The sequence below is a fragment of the Rhodococcus sp. UFZ-B548 genome, from assembly GCF_903819475.1.
GTDB lineage: Bacteria > Actinomycetota > Actinomycetes > Mycobacteriales > Mycobacteriaceae > Rhodococcus_F > Rhodococcus_F erythropolis.
This window is the reverse complement of record NZ_CAIJDS010000019.1, coordinates 1-24,809: the sequence shown is the minus strand read 5'-3', so window position 1 is coordinate 24,809 and position 24,809 is coordinate 1. Positions and strand designations below refer to the sequence as shown.

The 24,809-nt window shown below is 62.4% G+C and carries 25 protein-coding genes; 18 read left to right on the top strand and 7 right to left on the bottom strand.

Going from position 1 to position 24,809, the window contains the following annotated elements; genetic code table 11:
- Positions 1-140: 140 nt before the first annotated feature.
- From H7C86_RS17605 to H7C86_RS17550, 12 genes are all read left to right on the top strand, one after another.
- Entirely contained in the window at positions 141-962 is an 822-nt protein-coding gene (locus H7C86_RS17605) for an SDR family oxidoreductase (protein ID WP_020909431.1), read from the top strand.
- Entirely contained in the window at positions 959-1,762 is an 804-nt protein-coding gene (locus tag H7C86_RS17600; RefSeq protein ID WP_019745702.1) for an enoyl-CoA hydratase-related protein, read from the top strand. The genes H7C86_RS17605 and H7C86_RS17600 overlap by 4 nt, the downstream gene beginning before the upstream one ends.
- Positions 1,749-2,969 (top strand): acyl-CoA dehydrogenase family protein, encoded by a 1,221-nt coding sequence (locus H7C86_RS17595; RefSeq protein WP_019745701.1) that lies wholly within the window; start codon positions 1,749-1,751, stop codon positions 2,967-2,969. Before H7C86_RS17600 ends, H7C86_RS17595 begins: the two co-directional genes overlap by 14 nt.
- Position 2,970: 1 nt before the next feature.
- Positions 2,971-3,753, top strand: a complete 783-nt coding sequence (locus H7C86_RS17590; RefSeq protein ID WP_019745700.1) for an SDR family oxidoreductase — start codon at positions 2,971-2,973, stop codon at positions 3,751-3,753.
- Positions 3,746-4,780, top strand: coding sequence for a phosphotransferase family protein (locus H7C86_RS17585; protein ID WP_029537145.1), 1,035 nt, complete (start codon positions 3,746-3,748; stop codon positions 4,778-4,780). Before H7C86_RS17590 ends, H7C86_RS17585 begins: the two co-directional genes overlap by 8 nt.
- Before the next feature lie 45 nt (positions 4,781-4,825).
- Complete coding sequence (gene fabG / locus H7C86_RS17580; RefSeq protein ID WP_020909429.1) at positions 4,826-5,584, top strand: 3-oxoacyl-ACP reductase FabG; 759 nt, start codon at positions 4,826-4,828, stop codon at positions 5,582-5,584.
- 41 nt (positions 5,585-5,625) lie between these two features.
- The gene (locus H7C86_RS17575; protein ID WP_182261925.1) at positions 5,626-6,819 is read left to right on the top strand and encodes an acyl-CoA dehydrogenase family protein; all 1,194 of its coding nucleotides are present in this window, start codon (positions 5,626-5,628) and stop codon (positions 6,817-6,819) included.
- Positions 6,816-7,913 carry an acyl-CoA dehydrogenase family protein gene (locus H7C86_RS17570; RefSeq protein ID WP_021345810.1) on the top strand — a complete coding sequence of 366 codons (1,098 nt, stop codon included), beginning with the start codon at positions 6,816-6,818 and terminating at the stop codon, positions 7,911-7,913. Before H7C86_RS17575 ends, H7C86_RS17570 begins: the two co-directional genes overlap by 4 nt.
- A 31-nt stretch (positions 7,914-7,944) precedes the next feature.
- A complete protein-coding gene (locus tag H7C86_RS17565; protein WP_003943088.1) occupies positions 7,945-8,928 on the top strand; it encodes an NADPH:quinone oxidoreductase family protein in 984 nt (327 codons plus the stop codon).
- A 79-nt stretch (positions 8,929-9,007) separates the two neighbouring features.
- The gene (locus H7C86_RS17560; protein WP_029256469.1) at positions 9,008-10,207 is read left to right on the top strand and encodes an acetyl-CoA C-acyltransferase; all 1,200 of its coding nucleotides are present in this window, start codon (positions 9,008-9,010) and stop codon (positions 10,205-10,207) included.
- On the top strand, positions 10,204-10,989 hold the full coding sequence (locus H7C86_RS17555; protein ID WP_020909426.1) for a RhlG family 3-oxoacyl-ACP reductase: 786 nt from the start codon (positions 10,204-10,206) through the stop codon (positions 10,987-10,989). The genes H7C86_RS17560 and H7C86_RS17555 overlap by 4 nt, the downstream gene beginning before the upstream one ends.
- Positions 10,990-11,162: 173 nt before the next feature.
- Positions 11,163-12,362, top strand: coding sequence for a DUF4185 domain-containing protein (locus H7C86_RS17550; protein WP_019745693.1), 1,200 nt, complete (start codon positions 11,163-11,165; stop codon positions 12,360-12,362).
- Between the two features lie 38 nt (positions 12,363-12,400).
- Here the strand turns inward: H7C86_RS17550 and H7C86_RS17545 are convergent, their stop codons facing one another.
- The 6 genes from H7C86_RS17545 to H7C86_RS17520 form a co-directional block, all read right to left on the bottom strand.
- Positions 12,401-14,440 (bottom strand): YhgE/Pip domain-containing protein, encoded by a 2,040-nt coding sequence (locus tag H7C86_RS17545; protein ID WP_020971076.1) that lies wholly within the window; start codon positions 14,438-14,440, stop codon positions 12,401-12,403.
- 133 nt (positions 14,441-14,573) lie between these two features.
- Positions 14,574-15,170: an SRPBCC domain-containing protein gene (locus H7C86_RS17540; RefSeq protein WP_020909424.1), complete on the bottom strand. Its 597-nt coding sequence runs from the start codon at positions 15,168-15,170 to the stop codon at positions 14,574-14,576.
- Entirely contained in the window at positions 15,167-15,544 is a 378-nt protein-coding gene (locus H7C86_RS17535; protein WP_021345802.1) for a helix-turn-helix transcriptional regulator, read from the bottom strand. Before H7C86_RS17535 ends, H7C86_RS17540 begins: the two co-directional genes overlap by 4 nt.
- 62 nt (positions 15,545-15,606) lie before the next feature.
- Positions 15,607-16,290 (bottom strand): GntR family transcriptional regulator, encoded by a 684-nt coding sequence (locus H7C86_RS17530; RefSeq protein ID WP_019745689.1) that lies wholly within the window; start codon positions 16,288-16,290, stop codon positions 15,607-15,609.
- 36 nt (positions 16,291-16,326) lie between these two features.
- Entirely contained in the window at positions 16,327-17,103 is a 777-nt protein-coding gene (locus H7C86_RS17525; RefSeq protein ID WP_020971074.1) for an aspartate/glutamate racemase family protein, read from the bottom strand.
- Positions 17,104-17,232: 129 nt separating this feature from the next.
- A complete protein-coding gene (locus H7C86_RS17520; RefSeq protein WP_084325447.1) occupies positions 17,233-17,736 on the bottom strand; it encodes a PASTA domain-containing protein in 504 nt (167 codons plus the stop codon).
- Positions 17,737-17,867: 131 nt separating this feature from the next.
- Between H7C86_RS17520 and H7C86_RS37275 the strand changes: the two genes are divergently transcribed.
- The 6 genes from H7C86_RS37275 (at position 17,868) to H7C86_RS17495 (ending at position 23,006) form a co-directional block, all read left to right on the top strand.
- Positions 17,868-18,362 carry a type 1 glutamine amidotransferase gene (locus tag H7C86_RS37275; protein WP_259349233.1) on the top strand — a complete coding sequence of 165 codons (495 nt, stop codon included), beginning with the start codon at positions 17,868-17,870 and terminating at the stop codon, positions 18,360-18,362.
- A gap of 39 nt (positions 18,363-18,401) precedes the next feature.
- Positions 18,402-18,572 (top strand): hypothetical protein, encoded by a 171-nt coding sequence (locus H7C86_RS37270; protein WP_259349232.1) that lies wholly within the window; start codon positions 18,402-18,404, stop codon positions 18,570-18,572.
- A 119-nt stretch (positions 18,573-18,691) separates the two neighbouring features.
- Positions 18,692-19,861, top strand: coding sequence for a DUF4185 domain-containing protein (locus tag H7C86_RS17510; RefSeq protein WP_019745686.1), 1,170 nt, complete (start codon positions 18,692-18,694; stop codon positions 19,859-19,861).
- 22 nt (positions 19,862-19,883) lie between these two features.
- A complete protein-coding gene (locus H7C86_RS17505) occupies positions 19,884-21,146 on the top strand; it encodes a response regulator transcription factor family protein (protein WP_019745685.1) in 1,263 nt (420 codons plus the stop codon).
- A 148-nt stretch (positions 21,147-21,294) separates the two neighbouring features.
- The gene (locus H7C86_RS17500) at positions 21,295-22,383 is read left to right on the top strand and encodes an S-(hydroxymethyl)mycothiol dehydrogenase (protein WP_007730860.1); all 1,089 of its coding nucleotides are present in this window, start codon (positions 21,295-21,297) and stop codon (positions 22,381-22,383) included.
- Positions 22,380-23,006, top strand: a complete 627-nt coding sequence (locus H7C86_RS17495; RefSeq protein WP_007730862.1) for an MBL fold metallo-hydrolase — start codon at positions 22,380-22,382, stop codon at positions 23,004-23,006. The genes H7C86_RS17500 and H7C86_RS17495 overlap by 4 nt, the downstream gene beginning before the upstream one ends.
- A gap of 49 nt (positions 23,007-23,055) precedes the next feature.
- Here the strand turns inward: H7C86_RS17495 and H7C86_RS17490 are convergent, their stop codons facing one another.
- Positions 23,056-24,012 (bottom strand): phosphotransferase enzyme family protein, encoded by a 957-nt coding sequence (locus H7C86_RS17490; RefSeq protein WP_182261924.1) that lies wholly within the window; start codon positions 24,010-24,012, stop codon positions 23,056-23,058.
- Positions 24,013-24,809 lie beyond the last annotated feature (797 nt).

The window sequence follows — 24,809 nt, the reverse complement described above, 5'->3', positions numbered from 1 at the left end:
CAGTTCAGGAGGACGGAACGGGCCGTTCGGGTGACCGTCGCGATTCGACGGTTGAAACTGACGCCGGATTCAACTATACATGAGGGGAGACGTGGATCACTGTCAGCGCGTAGGTATGACGCAAGCGAGAGGAATCGCTCATGAAGGTTGCCCAGAAGGTAGCAATTGTCACCGGTGGCGGCGGGGGGATCGGCGGTGCGTTGGCGCAGCGACTGGCCGCAGAGGGCGCTCGCGTCGTAGTAGCCGACCTCGACGGGGCGGCAGCTTCGGCAGTGGCAGAGGCGATCAACATGGAGCATCCCGGCGCAGCAGTGTCTGCGGGTGGCGACGTCTCCGACGAGACGGTCATTGCGGGCCTCATCGCGCAGGCGGAAAAGGAATTCGGCCCGGTCGACCTCTACTTCGCCAATGCCGGCGTCACCGGAGGCATGGGCCTCGACATCAGTGAGGACGTCTGGGACACGACGATCGACGTCAACGTTCGCGCCCACATTCGTGCCGCCAGGCTCCTCGTCCCTGGTTGGACCGAGCGCGGGGAAGGCTACTTCATCAGCACTGCCTCTGCTGCCGGCTTGCTCAGTCAGGTCGGGTCCGCCGCGTACTCGGTGACCAAACATGCCGCGGTCGCGTTTGCCGAGTGGCTCTCGATCACCTACGGAGATCAGGGCGTTCGCGTCAGTTGCCTGTGTCCGATGGGTGTCAACACCAAGCTTCTCTACGAAGGCGAGAACTCCGGCGATCCGGTCGGCAAGGCCGCAACCGGGGCCGTGCTTGCGGCAGGTAATGTTCTCGAGCCTGCTGAATGCGCCGAAATCGTTCTTGCCGCAGTAGATGCCGAGGAATTCCTCATCCTTCCGCACAAGAACGTTCTGGACATGTACCGGCAGAAGGGCGCCGACTACGACCGTTGGCTGCGCGGGATGCGCCGGTATCAGGCGTCGCTGCTCGCGGGAACGCGATGACCGAGGAACTCGTCCTCTCCGAGCAGAGAGGAGCGGTGCTGGTCCTGACATTCAATCGGCCCCGCGTTCTCAACGCGTGGACCAACGAGCTCGAAGATCAGTACTACGACCTTTTGGCCGCAGCAGACGAAGATCCCAGTGTCCGAGCAATTGTTGTCACCGGCTCCGGTCGAGGATTCTGCTCGGGGGCTGACCTCGGCAATTTGAAGAACGTCGGCGACGTCTCCGAAAGTGATCTTGTCCGACCACGGGACCGTGATTTCCCGACCACCGTTCGCAAGCCGCTGATCGCTGCCGTCAACGGCGTCGCCGCAGGGCTCGGAATGGTCGAGGCTCTGTACTGTGACGTTCGTTTCGGTTCGAGCGCAACGCGATTCACTACCGCGTTCGCGCGTCGAGGCCTGATTGCGGAGTACGGCATCTCCTGGATGTTGCCCCGCTTGGTCGGTCACAGTCGAGCAGTCGATCTTCTGCTTTCCAGCCGGATGGTGGATGCCGACGAGGCGTACCGTATCGGTTTGATCGACCACCTGGTCAGCGGCGGTGACGTTCTGGATGCGGCGATTGCTTACGCCGAGGACATCGCGGCCAACTGCTCGCCGACGTCCCTCTCCGTCATCAAGTCTCAGATGAGTGCCGACGCGCACTCGACCTTCACCGATTCCGCCAGGCGTGCGGAATCGCTGATGCTGAATGCATTTCACGGCCCGGATGTCGTCGAGGGCGTCAACAGCCATCTCGAACATCGAGCCCCCAATTTTCCTTCCCTCTCTGTCAGGAGTTCACATGTCAGTGTTTGAGTTCTCGGATCGCACCAAGAAGTACCAGGCCGAACTGCTCGATTTCATGGACAAGCACGTTTACCCGGCCGAAGCGGTCTACGAAGAGCAGATGCGTGAGTCCGGTAACCCGCACTTCCAGCCGCCGATCATCGACGACTTGAAGAAGGAAGCCAAGGCGCGCGGGCTGTGGAACCTCTTTCACCCGCATCCCGAATGGGGCCCCGGCCTGACCAACCTGGAATACGCACCGCTCGCGGAGATCATGGGCCGCAGCCACCTGGCTTCCGAGGCCACCAACTGCGCCGCTCCGGACACGGGAAACATGGAGGTGCTCACGCTCTTCGGCACCGACGAGCACAAGGAGAAGTACCTCAAGCCGCTTCTCGAAGGCGAAATCCGTTCTGCTTTCGCGATGACCGAGCCCGAGGTTGCCAGTTCCGACGCCACCAACATCCAGCTTCGTATGGACCGTGACGGCGACGAGTACGTACTGAACGGCCGTAAGTGGTTCGCTTCCAACGCTTTGCACCAGAACTGCAAGGTTCTGATCGTCATGGGCAAGACCGACTTCAATGCCGCCACCCACCGTCAGCAGTCGATGATGGTCGTTCCGATCGATGCTCCCGGCGTCACGATCCTGCGCAACTTGCCGGTCTTCGGCTACCAGGACCGCGAAGGACACGGCGAGATCACTTTCGAGGACGTGCGCGTCCCGGCCAAGGACATTCTCGCCGGCGAGGGCGAAGGATTCGCGATCAGCCAGGCCCGCCTCGGCCCCGGCCGCATCCACCACTGCATGCGTGCAATCGGAATGGCCGAGCGCGCACTGGAACTGATGTGCAAGCGCGCATCCACCCGCATCACCTTCGGAAAGCCCGTCAGCGACAACGCGAATATCCAGGACTGGATCGCCGAGGCTCGTATCGACATCGAGATGGTTCGACTCCTCACGCTCAAGGCCGCACACATGATGGACACGGTGGGCAACAAGGAAGCGCGCACCGAGATCGCAGCCATCAAGGTTGCAGCGCCGAACATCGCGCTCAAGATCATCGACCGCGCCATCCAGGTTCACGGCGGCGGCGGCGTCACGGACGACTTCCCGCTCGCGATGGCTTACGCCCACATGCGCACCCTTCGCCTGGCTGACGGCCCGGACGAGGTGCACAAGCGCGCCATCGCCAAGCAGGAACTGCGCAAGTACCGCGAAGTCAAGGCGAACTGACATGGCAGGACTGGATCTCACCGGTAAGACGGCAATCGTCACAGGCGCATCGCGGGGCATCGGCCTCGCGACCGCACAGGCGATTGCGGCGGCGGGCGGAAACGTCGTACTGACTTCGCGCTCACAGGAATCCGCAGATGCGGCTGCCGCGCAGGTGAACGGCAACGCGATCGGCGTCGGCGCTCACGCGACGGACGAGGATGCTGCCAGCAAGTGCGTCGAGCAGACGATCGAGCGTTTCGGCAGTCTCGACATCTTGGTGAACAACGCGGGCACCAACCCGTCGTTCGGGCCGATCATCAACCAGGATCACTCGCGCTTCGCCAAGACCTTCGACGTCAACGTGTGGGCTCCAGTCCTGTGGACCGGCCTGGCAGCGCGGGCCTGGATGGGCGAGCACGGTGGTTCCGTGGTCAACACCGCCTCGATCGGCGGCATGGCGTTCGAGGCCGGGATCGGTACGTACAACGCGTCGAAGGCTGCTCTGATCCACATCACCAAGCAGTTGGCGCTCGAACTGTCACCGAAGATTCGTGTCAACGCCGTTGCTCCGGGAGTGGTGAGAACCAAACTCGCCGAAGCTCTGTGGAAAGAACATGAAGAAGCGGTGTCCGCGTCGACCGCTCTCGGACGCATCGGTGAACCCGAGGACGTGGCCGCTGCCATCGCCTTCCTGGTTTCGGATGCAGCCCAGTGGATCACCGGCGAGATCATGACCATCGACGGTGGCCAGTTGTTGGGTGACGCACTCCCGTTCCGGCAGGGAGCGTCCGTCGGTGGCTAGCGTCGGAGTAGTGGGACTCGATACCGAAGCGGTCACCGGGTGGATAGCAGGCCTGGGGATCGACTTCACCGGGCCGTTGTCCTTCGATCGAATCGGTCTGGGGCAGTCGAATCTCACGTACCTGGTTCGCGATCAAGACGGCAATCGCTGGGTGCTACGACGCCCACCGCTGGGGCACCTGCTGGCCTCGGCTCACGACGTGGCGCGCGAAGCTCGAATCCTGAGCGCTCTCGAATCCACCGACGTGCCTTCGCCGCGAGTATTCGGGTTGACCGAGGATCCAGCCGTCACCGAAGTTCCGCTGCTCCTCATGGAATTCGTGGACGGCGAAGTGGTGGACCGAATGCCTCTTGCTGAGGCGTTGTCGGAAGATCGTCGCCGGGCAATCGGAATCTCGCTCGCTCAGACGCTGGCGAAGATACACGCCGTCGACCTCGGGAAGGCCGGTCTCGACGACCTGGCAAGCCACAAGCCTTACGCTGCACGGCAGCTGAAGCGCTGGGGCGGACAGTGGGAACAGTCGAAGACGCGGGAATGTCCTGACCTGGACGATCTCACCCGACGTCTCATTGCAGCTCAGCCGGCTCACACCGAAACCACGTTGGTGCACGGCGACTTTCACCTACGCAACGTGATCACCTCCGCTGAGAACGGCGAAGTTGTCGCGGCCCTCGACTGGGAACTCTGCACACTCGGTGATCCGTTGGCCGATGTCGGAAGCTTGTTGGCGTACTGGCCGGCGGCAGGGGAGGACACTGGTGGCGATTTCCCGGCGTCAGCGCTCCCGGGATTCCCTTCGCGAGAGGAGATCTCCCGGATCTATCTCGAGGCCACCGGACGGGATCCGGCTGCGCTGAAGTTCTGGCACACCTTGGGGCTGTGGAAGATCGCCGTGATCGCCGAGGGCGTGATGCGTCGCGCCCGCGACGAACCGCAGAATGCCGCCGAGAGCGGAACTCCCACCGTGGAACGTATTGACGCCTTGGTAGCCAAAGCCAGGGAAATTGCAGATCAGGCCGGGATCTGACGAGATCGTCCGGTGTCCGTCGAATCACGAAATTATGGAGGGCCAGTGAGCCAGGAACGTAGAACCGCAATTGTCACGGGTGCAGCACGCGGAATCGGTGCGGCAGTGGCCAAGCGACTGTCGGAAGACGGCTTTGCCGTTGCCGTGCTGGACCTCGACGAAGCAGCGTGTGCCGGAACCGTCGACGCGATCAAGGCCGCAGGCGGCCAAGCACTGGCCGTGGGCGCTGACGTCTCCGACGAGGCTTCGGTTGCTGCAGCGGTGGATCGTGTGGCCGCAGAACTCGGTGCACCTACCGTGCTGATCAACAATGCCGGCATCACTCGCGACAACCTTCTGTTCAAGATGAGCGTCGCCGAGTGGGATTCGGTGATGAACGTCCATCTGCGCGGAGCGTTCCTCATGTCGCGTGCGGTGCAGAAGTACATGGTGGAAGCGAAGTTCGGCCGCATCGTGAACCTCTCGAGCACGTCGGCTCTCGGCAACCGCGGACAGGTCAACTACTCCGCAGCCAAGGCCGGCATGCAGGGATTCACCAAGACATTGGCCTTCGAATTGGGCAAGTTCGGCGTCACCGCCAACGCCATTGCCCCCGGATTCATCGAAACCGAGATGACCGCCGCAACGGCAGAGCGCATGGGAGTCGGCTTCGAGGACTTCAAGACCGCTGCCGCTTCGCAGATTCCGGTCAACCGCGTCGGTCAGCCCGAGGACATCGCGCACACCGCGTCGTTCTTCGTCAGTGAAGGCGCGGGCTTCGTTTCCGGTCAGGTCGTCTACGTCGCCGGTGGACCGAAGGACTGACCGTCCGCTCACCGCTCACCGCTCGAACCGAAGGAATGGGCATGGCTTTCGACGAAGAGGCAGTATCGCGTGATCTCACCGAAAAGGTGAACACGCTTCTCGCGGAGAACGATCCGAACAGTGTGTCGGTATCGGATTTCCTCGGCGCACGATTCGACGCCGGACTGGCGTGGGTTCATTTCCCCGAAGGTCATGGGGGACTCGGTGTACCGCAGAGCTTTCAGCGTCAGGTGAACGCTCAGCTGGAGGCCGCCGGCGCACCCGGCCCGGCCACCGGCAAGAACGGGATCGGACTCGGCATGGCGGCACCGACCATCGCCGCCTTCGGTACCGAGGAGCAGAAGCAGAAGTTCCTGCGCCCGTTGTGGACTGCGGAGACGGTCTACTGCCAGCTGTTCAGTGAACCGGGCGCAGGGTCGGACCTCGCGGCCGTCGCTACCCGCGCCGTCCGCGACGGCGACGACTGGATAGTCAACGGGCAGAAGGTATGGACGTCGGGCGCGCAGAATGCGCAGCTGGCGATTCTCGTGGCCAGGACCGATCCGTCACGTTCCAAGCATGCGGGTCTGAGCTACTTCATCTGCGACATGACCGACCCGGGCGTCGATGTCCGGCCGCTGCGTCAGATCACCGGCGAGGCCGAATTCAACGAGGTATTCCTCACGGACGTCCGGATTCCGGACGCCAATCGCCTCGGAGCCGAATGCCAGGGGTGGAAGGTTGCGACCACCACCCTGAACAACGAGCGTGTTGCCATCGGTTCGGGCGCACCGCGTGAGGGAGGCATGATCGGAAAGGTCGCTCAGGCCTGGCGTGACGAGCCCGAGCTGCGTAATCCGGCAATGCACGACGAGTTGATGCGGCTCTGGACCGAATCCGAAGTTGCGCGTCTGACCGGTGAGCGACTGCGCCAGCAGCTCGCCGCCGGCCAGCCCGGCCCCGAAGGCTCGGGAATGAAGCTCGCGTTTGCCGGTTTGGCCCAGCAGATTTCGGGTTTCGACCTCGAGCTGCACGGCGAAGCCGGTCTGCGCTACGACGACTGGACGCTGCGTCGACCGGATTCCGTCGACTTCACCGGGCGTGAACCCGGATACCGGTACCTGCGAGCCAAGGGCAATTCGATCGAGGGCGGAACGTCGGAGATCCTGCGCAACGTCATCGCAGAACGCGTACTCGGGTTGCCGCCCGAGCATCGCGTCGACAAGGACATCGCCTGGAAGGACTTACCCCGATGAGCGCCGATCTGCTGTACTCCGAGACCGAACAAGATCTGCGAGCCAGCGTCAGACGACTGCTGAGCGAGCGGGCCGGCGCCGACACCGTGGTCACGGCGTACGACGACGTGTCCGCCGACTTCACCGGGCTGTGGAAGTCGCTGGCGTCGGAACTCGGTTTGGCGGGACTGCTGGTACCCGAGGAACTGGGCGGGGCAGGTGCGTCGACGCGTGAGGCGGCGGTCGTGATGGAGGAGATCGGACGTGCGGTCGCTCCCGTTCCGTTCTTCACCAGCGCGGTGCTGGCGACGACGGCGTTGCTGAAGGCCGGCGAGACCGAGGTGCTCGGTCAATTGGCAGCGGGGGATTCGACGGCTGCTCTGGTCGTCCCGTTGTCCACTGCACCAGGAACTTTCACACCTACTGTCAAGGTAACGGCGAGTGGACTCGTCGGCAGCGTCACGACGGTTGCCGGCGTCGCCGAGTCCGATGTTCTTGTTGTTCCGGTTGCCGGTGAGAGCGGCCTTGAGCTGCACACCGTTCGGATCGCCGACGCTACCGTCACGCCGGTTCTGTCCCTGGACATGACGCGCCGATTGGCGGACGTCGAGTTCTCGGGTTCGTCGTCGGTCCGTGTCGACAGCGGCAATGCGGCGCAAGCGGTCGAGGAAGCGTTGCTCTGCGGAAGCGCACTTCTGGCGTCCGAACAGTTCGCTGTAGCTCAGTGGTGCCTCGAAACGACTCTCGCGTATGTGAAGGAGCGCAAGCAGTTCGGCCGGGCGATCGGTTCGTACCAGGCGATCAAGCACCGCCTCGCCGATCTCTGGCTCGAAGTCAGCTCCTCGGGAGCGGCAGCACGATATGCGGCGGACACCTATGCGCGCGGCGACGCCGATGCGGCGATCGCAGCGACGGTGGCCCAGGCATTCTGCAGCGGCGTCGCGGTTCATGCTGCGGAGGAATGCGTCCAACTTCATGGTGGTATCGGAATGACGTGGGAGTATCCGGCGCACCTGTACCTCAAACGGGCGAAGAGCGATCAGCTGTCGCTGGGAACCGCGTATCAGCATCGGGCACGCCTCGCCGAGTTGGTCGACCTCCCGATCTCGTCCTGAAACTCACCCACTATCTGTCTGGAGAATTGCTGTGAAGGCTTGGCGCGTCAACGAACTCGGTCAACCCCGCGATGTGCTCGCGTTGGAGGAGACCGCGGATCCCACCCCGAATGCGACGGAGATGTTGGTCAAGGTGCTGGCGGCTCCGGCCAACTTCCCCGACGTCCTCATGTGCCGGGGTGAGTACCAGATCAAGCCGCCGCTGCCCTTCACACCCGGTGTCGAACTGTGTGGTGAAGTGGTCTCGGTCGGTGAATCGGTGACCAAGTTCGCAGTGGGGGACCGGGTGATCGGTAATCCGAGTCTGCCGTCCGGCGGATTCGCCGAGTACTCGGTACTGGATCAGAACAACACGTTCCCGGCGCCGTCGGCTCTCGACGACGCGGAAGCATCCGCTCTGAGCATCGGCTATCAGACAGCGTGGTTCGCTCTGCATCGCCGCACCCAACTGCTCGAGGGTGAGACGTTGTTGGTCCACGCTGCTGCGGGTGGTGTCGGTAGTGCGGCAGTGCAACTCGGCAAGGCGGCAGGCGCCAAGGTCATCGGTGTCGTCGGCGGCCCGGACAAGGCCGAGTACGCGCGCAAGCTCGGCGCAGACCTCGTCGTAGACCGTCACAGTGAGGACTTCGTGGCAGCGGTCAAGGAGTTCACTGGCGGCAAGGGCGCCGACGTGGTCTTCGATCCGGTCGGCGGCGACGCCTACGCGAAGTCCACCAAGTGCATCGCCTTCGAGGGACGGATCGTCATCATCGGCTTCGCCGGTGGCACGATCCCGCAGCCGGCACTCAATCACGCTCTCATCAAGAACTATTCGATCATCGGACTGCACTGGGGGCTGTACAAGGCCTACAACCAGCAGGCCATCGACGACTGCCACGTCGAGCTCACCAGGCTCGCCGATGCCGGCTTGGTCAAACCACTGATCAGTGAGCGGCTGTCGTTGACGGACGTTGCCGACGGTATCGGTCGCCTCGGCGACGGCACCACTGTCGGTCGCGTCGTGTTCCAGCCCTGATTCTTGCTGTGCGCCTTTATTAACCCCCGGCGGTTAATAAAGGCGCACAGCACTTCGTGTTCGACGAAAGGTTTCCCCGATGAGGCAAGCTGTCATCGTTTCCACCGCCCGTACCCCGATCGGTAAGGCGTACCGCGGCGCGTTCAACAACACTCAGGCTCAAGAGCTTGCTGCACATGCCATTTCGAATGCAGTTCAGCGCGCGGGCCTCGAGGGCGGCGAGGTCGAGGACGTCATCCTCGGCGCCGCGCTGCAGCAGGGATCTTCCGGCGGCAACGTCGCACGGCAAGCGGTGCTGCGGGCCGGGCTTCCGGACTCGGTTTCCGGAATGACGATCGATCGTCAGTGCTCGTCCGGGCTCATGGCCATCGCGACCGCAGCAAAGCAGATCGTGGACGACGGAATGCAGATCGCGGTCGGCGGCGGAGTCGAATCGATCTCGTTGGTCCAGAACGATCATATGAACAACTTCCGCGCGGCTGATCCGTGGCTGAAGGAAAACAAGCCGTCGATCTACATGCCGATGCTGCACACGGCCGAGATCGTCGCCGAGCGCTACGGAGTGACCCGCGAGCAGCAGGACGAGTTCGCGCTCGTCTCGCAGCAGCGAACCGCAGCAGCTCAGAACGCAGGTCGGTTCGATCTCGAGATCGTCCCGCTGCCCTCGATCAAGCAGGTGCAGGACAAGGAGACGGGTGAGATCCGCAGCGAGTCCGTGACGCTGACCCTGGACGAAGGCAACCGCGCTTCCACCACATTGGAAGGGCTGTCGAGTTTGCGACCGGTTCTGGCCGACGGGACTGTCAGTGCGCATTCCTCCATCACTGCGGGCAACTCGTCTCAGCTCTCGGACGGTGCCTCCGCTTCGGTGCTGATGGAGGCAGGCGAGGCGGAACGCCGCGGGTTGGCTCCTCTCGGTATCTACCGTGGGATGGCTGTCGCGGGTTGTGCTCCCGACGAGATGGGCATCGGACCGGTGTTCGCGATTCCGCGTCTGCTGGATCTTCACGGACTGAAGGTCGACGACATCGATCTCTGGGAACTCAACGAGGCCTTCGCCTCTCAGGCCCTGTACTGCCGCGACAAGCTCGGGATCGATCCCGAGAAGTACAACGTCGACGGCGGCGGTATCTCCGTCGGCCATCCGTACGGAATGACGGGTGCTCGTCTGGTCGGCCATGCTCTTCTTGAAGGAAAACGGCGCGGAGCCAAGCTCGTGGTGGTGACCATGTGCATCGGCGGCGGCATGGGTGCTGCCGGGCTTTTCGAGGTCGCATGAGCTTGATCGAGGGACTGTTCGACGTCAGTGGCAAGACCGTTGTGGTCACCGGTGGATCACGCGGCATCGGATACATGATCGCTCGTGGATTTGTCGAAGGCGGAGCGACGGTCGTCATTTCGGCCCGAAAAGCCGAAGCCTGTGACGAAGCCGCGCGAGAGCTTTCGGAGTTCGGCACCTGCATCTCGCATCCGGCCGATCTGTCCACGGACGAGGGGATCGAGAGCCTCGCTGCGAAGGTCGCCGAGATTTCGCCGACGCTCGACGTACTGGTCAACAACGCCGGTGCCACGTGGGGAGCTCCCGTCGACGATTTTCCGGCTGCCGGCTTCGACAAGATTTTCGACATCAATGTCAAGGCAATCTTCCTCTTGACGCAGAAGCTGTTGCCGCAGCTGCGTTCTGCGGCCACTGCGGAAGATCCCGCGCGCGTGATCAATATCGGATCGATCGACGGACTCGTGGTGTCGGGGTCGGAGAACTTCTCGTACGGAGCCAGTAAGGCTGCGGTGCACATGTTGACGCGCAAGCTCGCGGCAACGCTTGCGGGGGAACAGATCACGGTCAATGCCATTGCGCCGGGCCCGTTCCCGTCGAAGATGATGGCATTCCTCCTCGAGGACGAGCAAAGTGCAAAGGCCGTGGCGGACTCGGTCCCGTTGGGCAGGGTCGGAACTCCCCAGGATGCTGCAGGTCTTGCCATTTTCCTGGCTTCACGTGCCGGGGCTTATCTGACCGGCGCGGTGATTCCACTCGACGGCGGTGCGAGCGGAGCGCGCTGACCTACTGACTGATCTTCTCTGTCCGAAAAGGCCTGAAAGTCTGAACTACTATGACTTTCAGGCCTTTTCGCGTCTTTGTCTGATTGGGTTATCTGTGACTGCAGTTGCTAGATTGTCCGAGGTTCGGGGGGAACGACGACGACAACACCAACAATCCCGGCCATGGGGGAGTCATGTTTCGCGCGGGGAGATCGTTGGGGGTGTTCGGGGTAGTTGCTGCTCTGGCAGCTGCTGCCGTCACGGCGGTGGCTTCGCCGGCGATGGCTGCGCCGGGATGCGTCGGAGTCAGTGGCGTCGGTAGTAGTGGAGGTCCGGCCAATGCGGCGCCGTGGCTCAACGGCAACACCGGAGGGTTGCCAGGTCTGTCCGGTCGTACTACCGCGATCGAAAAGATCACCGGCACATACAGTCCCAACAAGACGGTTGATCGCTTCAATGTCCTGGGAACCGACCTGGGCATCATGTGGGACAACGGTGCGGGGCAGATTCTGACCGCTTTCGGCGATACCACCGGGCTCAGTCGTAACCCCACCTGCGACGGTTTGGTGGGCGAGTGGCGAAGTAATGTGCTCTTCCGCAGCTCGGATCGGGTACTCGCCGACGGGATGCGCATCGACAGCGCGCCGAAGGACGGTACCGGTCAGGCGCGTGAGATCATCTCCGGTCTGAAGATTCCGGGCGTCGAGGCTTCCAGTATCCCCACGAGCGGCATAGCAGTGAACGGTGTGCAGTATCTGAGCTACATGTCGGTGCGCAACTGGGGCGAGGCCGGGCAGTGGAGTACAAACTACTCACAGATTGCCACCTCCTCGGACAACGGCGAGACGTGGACCATGCGTCCGGAGACGCTGCGCCCCAACATCGGTGGGGTTCTTCCCGCGGGTGTCGCCCCCGTCGCCGGTAGCGAGAACTTCCAGATGAGCTCGATGGTGAAGGACGGCGGGTTCGTCTACAACTACGGAACCCCCGCGGGACGATCCGGCGAGGTTCGACTTTCTCGCGTGCCCGAGGGGGCGATCCTCGATCTTTCCGCCTACGAGTACTGGAACGGAAACGGCTGGATCCGAGCTGATCCCGCTGCGGCCGTACCCGTCATGGGCGGCCGCATCGGGGAGATCTCCGTTCAGTACAACGAGTTCCTCGGCAAGTTCGTGGCGATGTACGCCGACGCGTTCAGTTCGATCGTGATGCGAACCGCTCCCAGTCCGGTCGGTCCGTGGACGGCACCGGAAACATTGGTCAATCTGGTCGAGGTTCCCGGTATCTACGCTGCATACATCCACCCGTGGTCCAGTGGTTCGGATCTGTACTTCCTTGCCACCACGTGGGCCGACTACAACGTCATGTTGATGCGTACGACGCTCGTTCGCTGATCCGACTCACGTTTGCGCTGACTCAGGTTTGCGCCGAGTTACATTTGCGTTGGTTGGAGGTACACGATCTCCTCGGTGATCGGCGCGTCGTCATCGGCGTCGGTCGGCGGTTCTTGTCGGCGGCGCCACCAGATGGTGAACAGGACGGCTCCGATCACCAAGGCAGCCAGAGCGATTACCGCCACCCAGAATTTCGGGCCGTAGTATCCGACAAGGACCATGCGCATGGCGTTGCGCGCCCACGTGAGTGGCATCAGGGCGTGCAGCCACTGCAGAACCGTCGGCATCTGTTCGATGGGGTACACCGCGCCGAAGGCGAAGATCTGAATCATCAAGGCGCCCAAAGCGATGAAGGTTCCGTTGACGGCTCCGAACACAACGGTGAAGAGCCTGCCCGAGCTGACCGCGGCGGCACCCACCAGGATCATCACTGCGATCATCGCCAGAACACTAGGTGGTTCGACGTTTGCCACGGTCAGTGACACCACCGACAACACGAGCGCCGCGACCAAGGTGACCAGGGCGGGAATGCGGTAGCGGCGCAGCCCCTCACGCACCACGCTGGTGTGCGAGTTCAGTGAACGTCCGCGTCGTGGACGGACGACGAACCACGTGAGAATTCCGCACAGGAACAGTGCCACCGAGATTACGGCAGGGACGGCTCCCGGTCCGAAACCGGCTGCGGGATAGTTGTTCCGCGCGTCGACGGCAACCGGGGACGAGAGCAGATTGGCAGTGGTGGCGCGTTCGTCGTCCGAGAACTGCGGCACCTGGGCGGCGCCGTCGGACAAACCGGTGGCGAGTTCTGCGCTGCCCGCGTCGAGCTCGCCGACGCCGGCCGATAGCTGCCCGAGACCGTCACGGAGCGCAATACTTCCGGTGTCCAACTGCCCGAGGCCGGTGGAGAGTTCCTGTGCGCCGGTAGCGAGTTGGCCTGCGCCGTCGGACAGTTGGCCTAGTCCCGTGTTGAGTTCACCTGCACCGGCCGCCGCGGCAAGAAGCCCGCCACGGTAGTCGCTGCTCGGATCGGTGAGTTGGCGCGAGATCTCCCGCGCACCGTCGCGAAGCTGGCCGAGCTGACCGATCACGTCGTCGTCCGACGGTTGTGCAGTCAGGGAAGCCCGCAGTCCACCCAGGGCTTCGACGAGTCCGGCGGAGACCGGATCGGCCGAGTTTCGAAGCATCGACGTGAGGGCGTCGATCTGACCGACGACGGCGTCCGAGGACCCCGCGAGGTCGAGTACCGGGGTGGTGACCATGTCGACCACTTCGCTGATCTGACGGGCGCCTGCGCCGAGTTCGTCGGTTCCCCCGACCAACTGGTTGAGTCCGCTGCTCAGCTCGCCCGAGCCTGCAGCAGCTTCGTTCGCTCCAGCAGCCAGCTCGCCGGCTCCGGCGGCCAGCTCCTTGCCGCCTTGATTCGCTTCACCCATGCCGGTGGCGAGTTCCTTGCTTCCGGCGTAGAGCTCGTTGGTTCCGGCGAGTGCCTCGGAGGATCCGTCGGAGAGTTGTTGCGCGCCAGCGGCTGCTTCACCGAATCCTGTTCCGAGTTCACCCAACCCGACCAGCACCTGGTCGATGGACTGCTCGCCGATCGACTCGGAGACCGCCGAGCGCACCTGAGCGATGATGCTTTCACCGACCGGGCCGGCGACCAGACTGTTGTAATCGTTGTACAAGACGTCGAGTTCGGCCTTGCGGCCCGAACCCGATGCGGCACTGGCCACGTCTGCGCTGAAAGTCTTGGGAATGACGACCGAGAAGTAGTAGGTGCCGTCGTTGACGCCGTCGGCGGCTTCCTGTTCCGAGACGACCTTCCATGCAACGTCTCCGCTCTCGACGAGCGCGGCAACAACTTCATCGCCGGCTTGCAGACGTGTTCCGTCGAGTTCTGTGCCGGCATCGGCGTTGACGATGGCGACGGGCAAGCGGTTGACCGTGTCGCCCGGATCCCACAGTGCCCACATGTAGAACGCCGCAATCGACAGCGGTGCGATGACGAGGACAGCGAGAACTGTCCGGATGATGTGCGTGCGTCGCGTCGTGGCCGCGTTGTCGACTACGGGTTGTGGCGCCATGTGGAGCTCTCTTCTCGTGGACCGAAGCAGTTGTGGCACGAAAGAAAGCCACCAAAACTGCTGGACATACGTCCAGCTCGGTCACGATACAAAGCAAACGGCCATCCTGTGACCGTTTTCGAAGAATTGGGCGTTATCGGCCGCCGTGCTCTGCCTCGATCTTTGCCCACTCCCACCCGCGGAAGTTGGCCAGACGAAGCTCCTCTGCTTCGTCGAAGGTGTACCACTCGGTGCTCGGCGCATCGGGGAGAGTGCCGCGCAAGTATTCGCCCAGGTAGTGAAGTGGGCCTTCCCAGCCGGTTCCGACGCCGTAGCAGCCGGTGTCCGGGTCGTTGCGGAAGACATCGGCGACGGAGGCGTGCTCCAACTCGAGCCAGGTGGCGTCGGGGCCGTCTGCAGTCAGCCGGATCTCGACCTGATCGCTGTATCCGCGATCGCCGGGCGGTGTCCACTGCAGTCGCAGCAGGTGTGGGGCGTCGCAGGCCAGGATCTCGCCACTTGCCTGGCCTTCGAAGGCGTACGAGCCGCCCACCTGGAAGTCTCCGCTCACCGGAAGGAAGAAACGGTTGATGCGGTCAGGGGTCGTGATGGCGTCCCAGACGTCGTCGACCGACGCGTTGTAGCGGCGCTTGAGTACGGCAGTTCGAGCCGCACCTTCTGCGATGTCGCGGTTGCCCATGCTCCGCTCCACCGCGGTGAGGCTGGTGTCCTGGTTCGCGATCTCGGTCATTGTGAGTCTCCTTCGTCGGAAGAATTCGATTGTGAAGATCTGCTCCGCTCGGAGCCGCGTCGTTTCCCTCGTGCGAGTTCTGTGGCCAATGCGTCGAGAGGACCGCTCCAGAACTGCCGGAATCCGTCGAGCCAATGGTCCACTTCTTGCAATGGCGCGGGCTCGACGGCATAGAGACGCCTGGTGCCTTCGCTGCGGACTGTGGCGAATCCGTTTTCTCGGAGCACTCGCAGGTGCCCGGACGCGGTCGGTTGCGAGATTCCGAACTCCGCTGCCACGACTTCGGCGATCTGACCCGCCGAGCGCTCGCCGCTGGACAGGATCTCCATGATTCTTCGCCGAACTGGGTCTCCGAGAACGTCGAACGCATGCACCAGTCATTTATATCGGCAATGGCCAATATAGGCAAGCGCCGAAACTTGTATTCGGGCGTCGGTCAGTCCGAGAGCGCGAACTCGTCGGCGTCGAAGAGTTCACCGATCAGCCCGCCGAGATGGCGTCGATGTTCGGCCGACAGTGTCGCTGCCGCCTCGGCATCGTGGTCTGCGCACAGCTCGATCAGCTTGTTGTGATGGTCGACGGAGTCCTGGCTGCCGAGAAGGCTCGAGAACTTGCGGTAGTAGATGCGGTGAATTTGTGGGTGAACCTGGTGAATCAGCTTCTTCAACAGCGGATTTGCCGCAGCGTCGATGATGACGCTGTGTAGGCGATCGTCCGCGGTCAGCGCTCGGCCTATGTCGTTTCGCTTGACGGCAGCGGCGAAGTCTTTGTTGGCGGAGCGCATCGCCCCGATCATCTCGTCGGTGAGGTTCGGTACAGCGGTGACGACGGCCAGTTGGTCGAGAGCTTCGATGACTGCGAGTGTTGCCTCGACGTCGCCGCGGTCGAGGGTGGTGATGCGCGTGTACGCACCGGGCTTCGCTTCCACGAGTCCGGTGTCGACCAGCCTTGCGAGCGCTTCGCGGACCGGAGTTCTGCTCAATCCCAGATACTCGGCGAGTTCGCTGTCCTTGATCTTCGAGCCCGGCGCCAGTTCACCGGTGACGATCGCTTCGCGAATGCGTTCGAGAGCGATGTCGCTCATTCGTGCTCGCTCAACCGGTTTACCGCCACGCAACATACTGGATATCGTACTCTGCACGTTGCTTGTCGCAGGTCAGCCCAGGTCGGCCAACGACGCGTGTTTCCGGGCATCCGCAACGCGTAGGAGCAGCGCGCGGGCGAGAATTGTTGCCGGATCGATGATCTGACAGGTTGTGGCGTCGGCGGGCAGTCCGAGCGGAATCTCGGTGCATCCGGCCACGACGACCTGCGCGCCCGATTCGACGAGAAGATCGGCGGCCCTGACGAGTTTGTCGGTGGTCTCGTCTCCGACGTTGCCACTCTTGATTGCTCGGATCGCCGGCATCACCAGTTCGTCCTGGATCGCAGGTCCTGGCACCAGGACGTCAATCGAGTATTCCGACAGCCATTGTTGATACAACCCGGTGCGGACCGTCCCCGTGGTGGCCAACAGTCCGACGGATGTGACGGCGGGTGAGAGCGTCCGGATGTGCCGAGCAACTTCGTCGATCATGTGGACGACGGGAAGTCCCAGTTGGGATGAGATGGCGGGCAGGAAGGCGTGGGCGGTATTGCATGGGATGGCGAGCGTCGTTGCGCCCGACTCTCGGAGGACGCGCGCACCTCGGAGCAGCCAGGGGGTGGGGTCCGGGCCGTCCTCGGTGAGTGCCAATGTCCGGTCGGGAACCGTGGGATCGGCCCAGATGACAACTTTGGGGTGCTCCTGATCCGTCGAACCTGGCGTCAGGGCAACGAGTTTGGAGTAGAAGTCCGCAGTAGCGGCCGGCCCCATGCCTCCGAGTATTCCGATGACGGGTTCGCTCATGCCCGCCGGAGAGTTGGCGCTCTGCCGTATTCGTTGCACCTTCATGTTGCAATCCAACCTTTCGCATCCAATATATTGGATACTCGTAATGTTGACTACAGTGAAGGAGGTTGAAGGTAGTTGTCAAGTAGGGCGCGGCGTTCCCGGAATTGCGAAGTTCGAGATCTCGCTCGATCAACAGGGGTTGGGTTCGCCGATCTTGACGGCTGAGAGCACGGCTTCGATTTCCCCGAAAGGGCTTCCGGCAGAAGGTGTCTGATCGACAACAATCCAGTTGGAATCGACCAGTTGGCGTCGACCCGCGCCAGTTGCGTCAGCACTTCTGGAGAAGAAGACTCCGGCCGATTGAATGGTGTCCTGCGCGTCTTGAAGATTCATACACACGACATTGGGCATGATCGCAGGAGTTGCAGCGGGCGTCACTTCTGCGGTGACTGGGGTGGTGGCCAGTGGAGTATTCGTCGGACCGGCCACCGAGGTGGTCAATGGAGCCTTAGTCGTCGTGGGTTGAGTTGTCGAGGTTGCAGTGGTGGTCGCGGTGGATGTTGATTCGGCCTCGCTGTCGGTGCTTGTCCCTGAGCATGCGGCAAGAGACGCCAAGGCGAATGCGCTGAGTGCGATGCGAACGGCAGTTGAGGACGGGCGAATCGATGTCGAAAAGAGGTGTGATGCGCGCACAGACGTTCCTTGTCGGTAAAGGGGCGATGAAAGGGGAGATTCGAGCGCAGAGCACATCCGACGCCGTCGATGTGCCTTATGTCGAATAGAACCATAGGCTTTCGGCACCGGATTCGAGAGGAATTGCCTACATGCATTTTCTGGAACTACGACACGCGCAGTGTGAACCCCCAGCGGCGTATTCGCCTGTCCTGGAGAGCTACGGAGATGTGCAGACCGTTCTTCTGGGTACCGACCCGCTTCCCGCCCATCGACGGTTCGACGCCGTGATCGTGATGGGCGGGCCGATGGGCGTCGGCGATCAGGGCGAGGTCGAGTGGTTGGCATCCGAGATCGAATACATTCGCGATCTGGTCGAGAACGACGTCCCGGTGTGGGGAGTGTGTCTGGGTTCGCAGTTGCTCGCCGCGGCGCTGGGTGCTCGCGTCTACACGGGCGCTGTGCCCGAAGTCGGAGTTGAGGAGATCACCTTGACTGTCGAGGGCCGGCAAGATCCCGTGTGGGGAGATCTGCCCTCCACATTTCCTGCAATGCAATGGCATTCGGATACCTTCGACATTCCGAACGGCGCGGTGCGGCTCGCTGGTTCTGCCAAGTATCCGAATCAACTCTTCCGATACAAGTAGAGTTACGCCGTTCAGTTTCACCTCGAAGCGTCCTCCGAGGTGGCGCGCGAATGGATGGAACTGGCCGAGTACCGCGACTCGCTGCATGCTTCGCTGGGAGCGGACGGTCCGCGCGTCTTCATGCAGCAGTTGGGTGCTGCCGAGTCTCAGGGGCTCGAGATTGCCGCAGCGGTGATGGAGAAGTGGTTGAAATCGATCTCTCTTGAATAAGGCCGTTTTGTCCTGATTGACCGATTTACCTGTTACCTTGTGTTGTCGTGGGTGGATGAACCGATCCGGTCGAGCAAGACACCTCGTAGAGTCCGGATCTCCCCCGCGAAAGGGGAGCGATGCGCCGGATACGGAAGATATCGACAGCTGCAGTGACGTGTGTACTCGCGTCGACCGCGGTCTTGGGGGCGACCCAGGCTCATGCATCCCCGTGGGATTGCAACGTCACCGGCAGCTTGGATCAATCAGGTGGGCCGACCAATCCGATTCCCTGGCTCAACGGAACGGACGGGAAACTTCCGGAACTGCAGGGCCGCACCTCGGCGGTCGAGTACATCACCGGCGCGCTCAGCCCCAACCAAACCGTCGAGCGTTTCAATGTTCTCGGCACGGATCTCGGCATCATGTGGGACAACGGCGCAGGTCAGGTCCTGACAGCCTTCGGTGACACTGTCGGAATCGGATCTGACCCCCTGTGCTCCGGGGTGGTCGGTGACTGGCGCAGCAACGTCCTGTTCCGTAGCTCGGACGGAAATCTGTCCGACGGCATGAACATCGACTCCTCACCGACCGACCGGCCGAATCACTCACGCGAGATCATCGGAAGTCTGAAAGTCACCGGCGTCGAAACCAGCAGCATTCCGACGACGGGTATCTCGGTTGGCGGCGTTCAGTACGTCAACTACATGTCGATTCGTTCGTGGGGAGGGTCGGGCGAGTGGGTCACCAACTTCTCGCAGATCGCGTCCTCGCACGACAACGGTGAGACCTGGCAGGTCGAACCGGCCTCGTCCCGGCCCAATCTGCCGTTGACGGGTAACGACAACTTCCAGATGGGTTCCTTCGTCAAAGACGGTGGTTACGTCTACAACTTCGGTACCCCCGCGGGACGTTTCGGCGAGGGGCGCCTCTCGCGGGTCAAGGAAGCCTCCATCGCGGACGTCGCGGCGTACGAATACTGGGACGGAAAAGCATGGGTCCCCAACAATCCCGCTGCCGCTGCAGTAGTTCTCGACGGGGATGTCAGCGAACTGTCGGTGCAGTACAACGACTATCTCGGCAAGTTCGTCGCGATGTACTCCAACGAGTGGGGAGCGCTGGTGCTGCGGACGGCGTCGGACCTGACCGGCCCGTGGAGTGCGCCCGACGTAGTGATCGGCACCGACGAGGTTCCGGGACTCTACGGCGCGTACATGCACCCCTGGTCACAGGGGCAGGACCTCTACTTTCTCGCCACCACCTGGTCCGACTACAACGTGATGCTCATGAAGACCACGCTGCACCAGTGAACCGGATGGTTATCGTTGAACGGTGAGCACCACCGACAATGCGCTACTGATCACCGCCCTTCGAGACGTGTTGGTGGGACCACTACCCGAAATCGGCCGACGATTTTCGACGTTGATCGCGGACATGGCGCCGCACACTTCCCTGGTGATCTTCACCCGTGAATGCACCGGTAGGCCGCGCAAGGTCGCCGGGGATCCAGCCGTCGTCGATCGTGTGACCATCGCCGAACTCGACCGTATCCGTACGGATCTCACTGTCGGACAGATCTTTCGGGGAAAATGCGCTGTCGCCGGCCGGGACCGTGAAGTGCTTGCGATGCTTGATCGAACCGATACGCTTCTCGTTTTGACACCGCACCCCGTACCGGTGAAGACAGCATCCCTCGAATTGATCCAGGCACTGTTCGCAGTGACTGCAACCGGAATTCAGCTCCAGGTCCGGAACGCGAGCCCGGCATATCTCGCCGAGTCACGGGCAGCGTCGTCGGAGCGTGCACGCACCGTGGCGGAGATGACGGAGGTGCATGCGGCCACCCTCGAGACGATGCTGGCGACGCTGCGCTCGGCGGATCTCGACGACACACGTGCGCGAACCTCGGCCAGGGAGACTGCGGCCTCGGCTCTGATCGGCCTGCGTTCAGCCGTCGACGTGCACCGCGAATTGGCCGAAGAGTCGACCACCACGGCTTTTGCGCGGATGCGTGGGGAATTGCGTTCGCTGCTCAAGCATCGGGAAATCGCGTTGGAGTTGGTGGAGCCACCCGTCGACGGGCGTGGGTTACCCGGTGAAGTGGCGCACGGCGCGCGCGCGGTCGTCCGCGGCGCGGTCTTGGCGTTGTCGGATCAGCAGATGCTCTCGCGTATCCGGGTGGCCTGGACGCTCGACGCGGCTTCACTCTCGATCGACATTCGCGACGACGGCGGTGGTGAAGCCGACGTGGTTGACGTGGAACGCCAATTACGTTCGAGGGTAGAGACTTTGGGTGGAACCGTCGAATCCGAGTCGACGCCCGGGTGGGGGAACCGGATCAGCGCAACCATCCCGCTCGACGCCCCCGTCGCCCTACCGAACCGCGACGTCCTCACCGAACTGGCTCCGCGGGAGTTCGAGGTACTCGAGCATCTGGTGGCCGGACGGCGCAACAAGGCGATCTCGGAGCGCCTCGGCGTCAGCGAGAGCACAGTCAAGTTTCATGTTGCCGGGGTCCTGCGGAAATTGGGCGTCGAGAGTCGGGGTGCGGCGGCCGCCGCGGGCGCGGAGGCCGGCGTGAAGCCTGCACCCTAGTCCTTTCGGCCAGGTCGGTCAGTCAGTTCGACCAGGGTTGCGGGCACCTGCTTCGGGCTAACCTTTGAACGAGTGCACATATCGCAATGTGAAAACACGGCGCCATGTGACGACACGTCCTCAATCGCACGAAGCCAGGAGCAAAGCCATGCCACAGCAGGTACGCGGCGTCATCGCCCGATCCAAGGGTGCCCCCGTCGAAATCGTCCCCATCACGATTCCCGATCCCGGTGCCAACGAGGTAGTGGTCGCCATTGCAGCGTGCGGTGTGTGCCACACCGACCTGACCTACCGCGACGGCGGAATCAACGACGAGTACCCGTTCCTGCTCGGGCACGAGGCGTCGGGCATCGTCGAGAGCGTCGGCCCCGGTGTCACTCACGTCGAGGTGGGCGACTTCGTCGTCCTCAACTGGCGTGCCGTGTGCGGGCAGTGTCGTGCGTGTAAGCGTGGCCGCCCGCAGTACTGCTTCGACACGTTCAACGCCGAGCAGAAGATGACGCTCGAAGACGGCACCGAACTGACGCCGGCACTCGGCATCGGCGCATTCGCAGACAAGACGCTGGTTCACGAAGGCCAGTGCACCAAGGTCGACGCCTCGGCCGATCCGGCTGTCGTCGGACTGCTCGGTTGCGGTGTCATGGCCGGCATGGGTGCCGCGATGAACACCGGCAACGTCGGACGCGGTGATTCAGTGGCCGTGATCGGGTGTGGCGGCGTCGGCGACGCAGCGATCATGGGTTCACGCCTGGCCGGTGCCAATACCATCATCGCCATCGACCGGGATCCGCGAAAGCTGGAGTGGGCCACGGAACTTGGTGCCACACACACGATCAATGCCACCGAGGTCGACGACGTCGTCGAGGCAGTCCAGGAGCTGACCGGAGGTTTCGGTGCCGACGTGGTTGTCGACGCAGTCGGTCGCCCGGAGACCTGGAAGCAGGCGTTCTACGCCCGCGACCTCGCGGGAACTGTAGTGCTGGTGGGTGTTCCGACGCCGGACATGAAGCTGGAAATGCCGCTGGTGGACTTCTTCTCACGCGGCGGAGCCCTCAAGTCGTCGTGGTACGGCGATTGCCTGCCCGAGCGTGACTTCCCCGTTCTGGTCGACCTGTACCAGCAGGGGCGTCTGCCGCTCGAGAAGTTCGTCAGTGAGCGCATCAAGCTCGACGAGGTGGAGAAGGCATTCGAGACGATGCACCGCGGCGAGGTCCTCCGTTCGGTGGTGGTCCTGTGACATTGCGAGTCGATCGTGTCGTCACCTCGGGCACGTTCAGCCTCGACGGCGGAACGTGGGACGTCGACAACAACATCTGGCTGATCGGTGACGACAACGAAGTGGTGATCGTCGACGCAGCTCACACCGCGCAGCCGATCATCGACGCTGTCGGCGGACGCAAGGTGATCGGAATCGTCTGCACCCACGGTCACAACGATCACGTCACCGTTGCGCCGGAGCTGGCCGAGAAGCTCGACGCTCCGATCTACCTGAACCCGGCCGACGATGTCCTCTGGGAGATGACTCACCCCGGGGTGAAGCATCTGAGCTTGGAAGATGATCAGCGTATTGCTGTGGCGGGCACGGATATTCTGGCCATCCACACACCCGGCCATTCGCCGGGGTCGACGTGCCTCTACCTGCCGGAGGCCGGCGAACTGTTCAGCGGCGACACCTTGTTCTCCGGTGGTCCCGGTGCTACCGGGCGGTCGTACTCCGACTTCCCGACCATCATCGGGTCCATTCGCGACAAGCTGTTCGCGCTCCCCGCCGAGACCAAGGTTCACACCGGTCACGGCGACGGCACGACGATCGGTACCGAGGCGCCGCATCTCGAAGAATGGATCCGCGCCGGATCCTGATGTGATCAGAAGTGAAGTGGGGACGCCGGTACCGGCGTCCCCACTTTTGTCACAACGCTGATGCCCAACCGGCGGTGTCGTTCTCACCCGGGATTGCCATCAGGCCGTGCCACAGTTCGAGGATCTCGAACCATTCTGTCTCGGATCGGCTGAGGGGACGTACAGATTCGTAGCCGGCGCGCAGGCTCTGCCGTACCGCGATCGGTGTCGGTCGCCAATCGGTGAACAGGGTGCCCAGATAGACGCTTGCCTTGGCCAGGTCGCTCACCCGGTGGTCGATCACCACGTCGTCGAAGTCGAGTACTCCGGTGGTCCGAGAGTTTCGAGTCAAGATGTTGGCTGCGCGGAAGTCGTTGTGTACCAGTTGAGTTTGGTCATCGAGCTCGGACGCACGCGCCAGGAGGCCCACGAGCCTACGCGTTGCCTCAGACGCGAACCCGCGGTCGAAATTCTCGAGCCAACCACCGATGCGCTCCTTCAACCCGGTGCTGCGCGACGAGAAAACCGATCCGTCGACATGGGTGGCGCCGAGCGTTCGGTGTATTTCTGCCAGACATGCTCCTGCCGAACGGACCGCCGCGTGGTCCTGTACGTTCAACCAATCTCCCGCCAACTCCGGCAGTACGGTGAATGACACTGCGCACGAAGGCCCTTCCAGTGTTTCCCGGTCCAATCCGTTCAGGGAAGTGATTGGCGACGGAACGGGCACGCCCTGCGCGGCGAGTGCGCTCAGCAGGCGCGTCGACGCCTCCAGGTTCTCGAAGCGCTCTGTGGCGCGCGACCACTTCACCACCAGCCCACCTCGGTCGCTCGCAACCCACACAATCGCGTTCTGGTCACTGATCGCCATTCGCGAGCACTCGAGGGCCGTCAATCCCCAAGTCTGCTCGAGTACCGCCGAGACCCAATGGGTGGCTGCGCCAAAGCTGTTGAATCCGAATCGCTCCTCCAGAGCGGCTTCCGGCTCCACCGACTCCCAGAGCATGGACAACCCGAGTGGCAACATGCTGTCCGACTCTAGTGCGGTGGAGGATATCTGAGTAACGTGTCGTGCTTTGCCATTCCTGGCTAACGAATAAGTTTGGGGTTCGACGAAAGAGCCTGGCAGATCATACTTTAACACTAGTTTGGCTGGCACTTTCGAATGATCTTTTGTGACTGTAGTCGGTCTGCCTCAAAAAAACTGATATCTGTTCTAGTGTGGCTCTGCGGTGACGAACGGAAAGTGGAATCAGGTTTTTACGAAGTCTTGATTCCATGAAGCCTGTGAACTTCGGGCGTCGTGGTGCGGTGCAATCGACACAGGCTCATGTTGCTGCGAGCTGAGAATCTGACACGGCGAATGGCGCGTGTCGCGGAACGAGAGGTAGGAGCGCACGATGTCAGCTGACCTTCTGGCTGCACTGAGGACCCTGATTACCGGGGTGGCACCCATTCTTGGGGGCTCAATAGACATTTTGAACACGATGTCTACCAACGACTATTCGAACGAAGGGTGAGCGGTATGGAATCCGTCGCAGAGGCGACGTCATCGTTGGGCGAGACAGTTGCCCAGATGCTGCCGACATTGTTTTTCATGTTGATTCAACGTCCACTCGAACTTTCGATGGGCTTCTGAGGGGAAGGTAAGGCATGTCGCTTCAGCCAATTATGAGTGATTCTTTGGGGCTTGCTGCAATGGTGTGGCCTGCTCTCTCTGAATACCTCACCGCATTTCTGATCTCTCTATCCTGAGAAGGAGTACAAAGTGAACCGTGCCGGGTTTCTTGCCGCTCCTATGCTGGCGACATCTCCGGCTGGAGA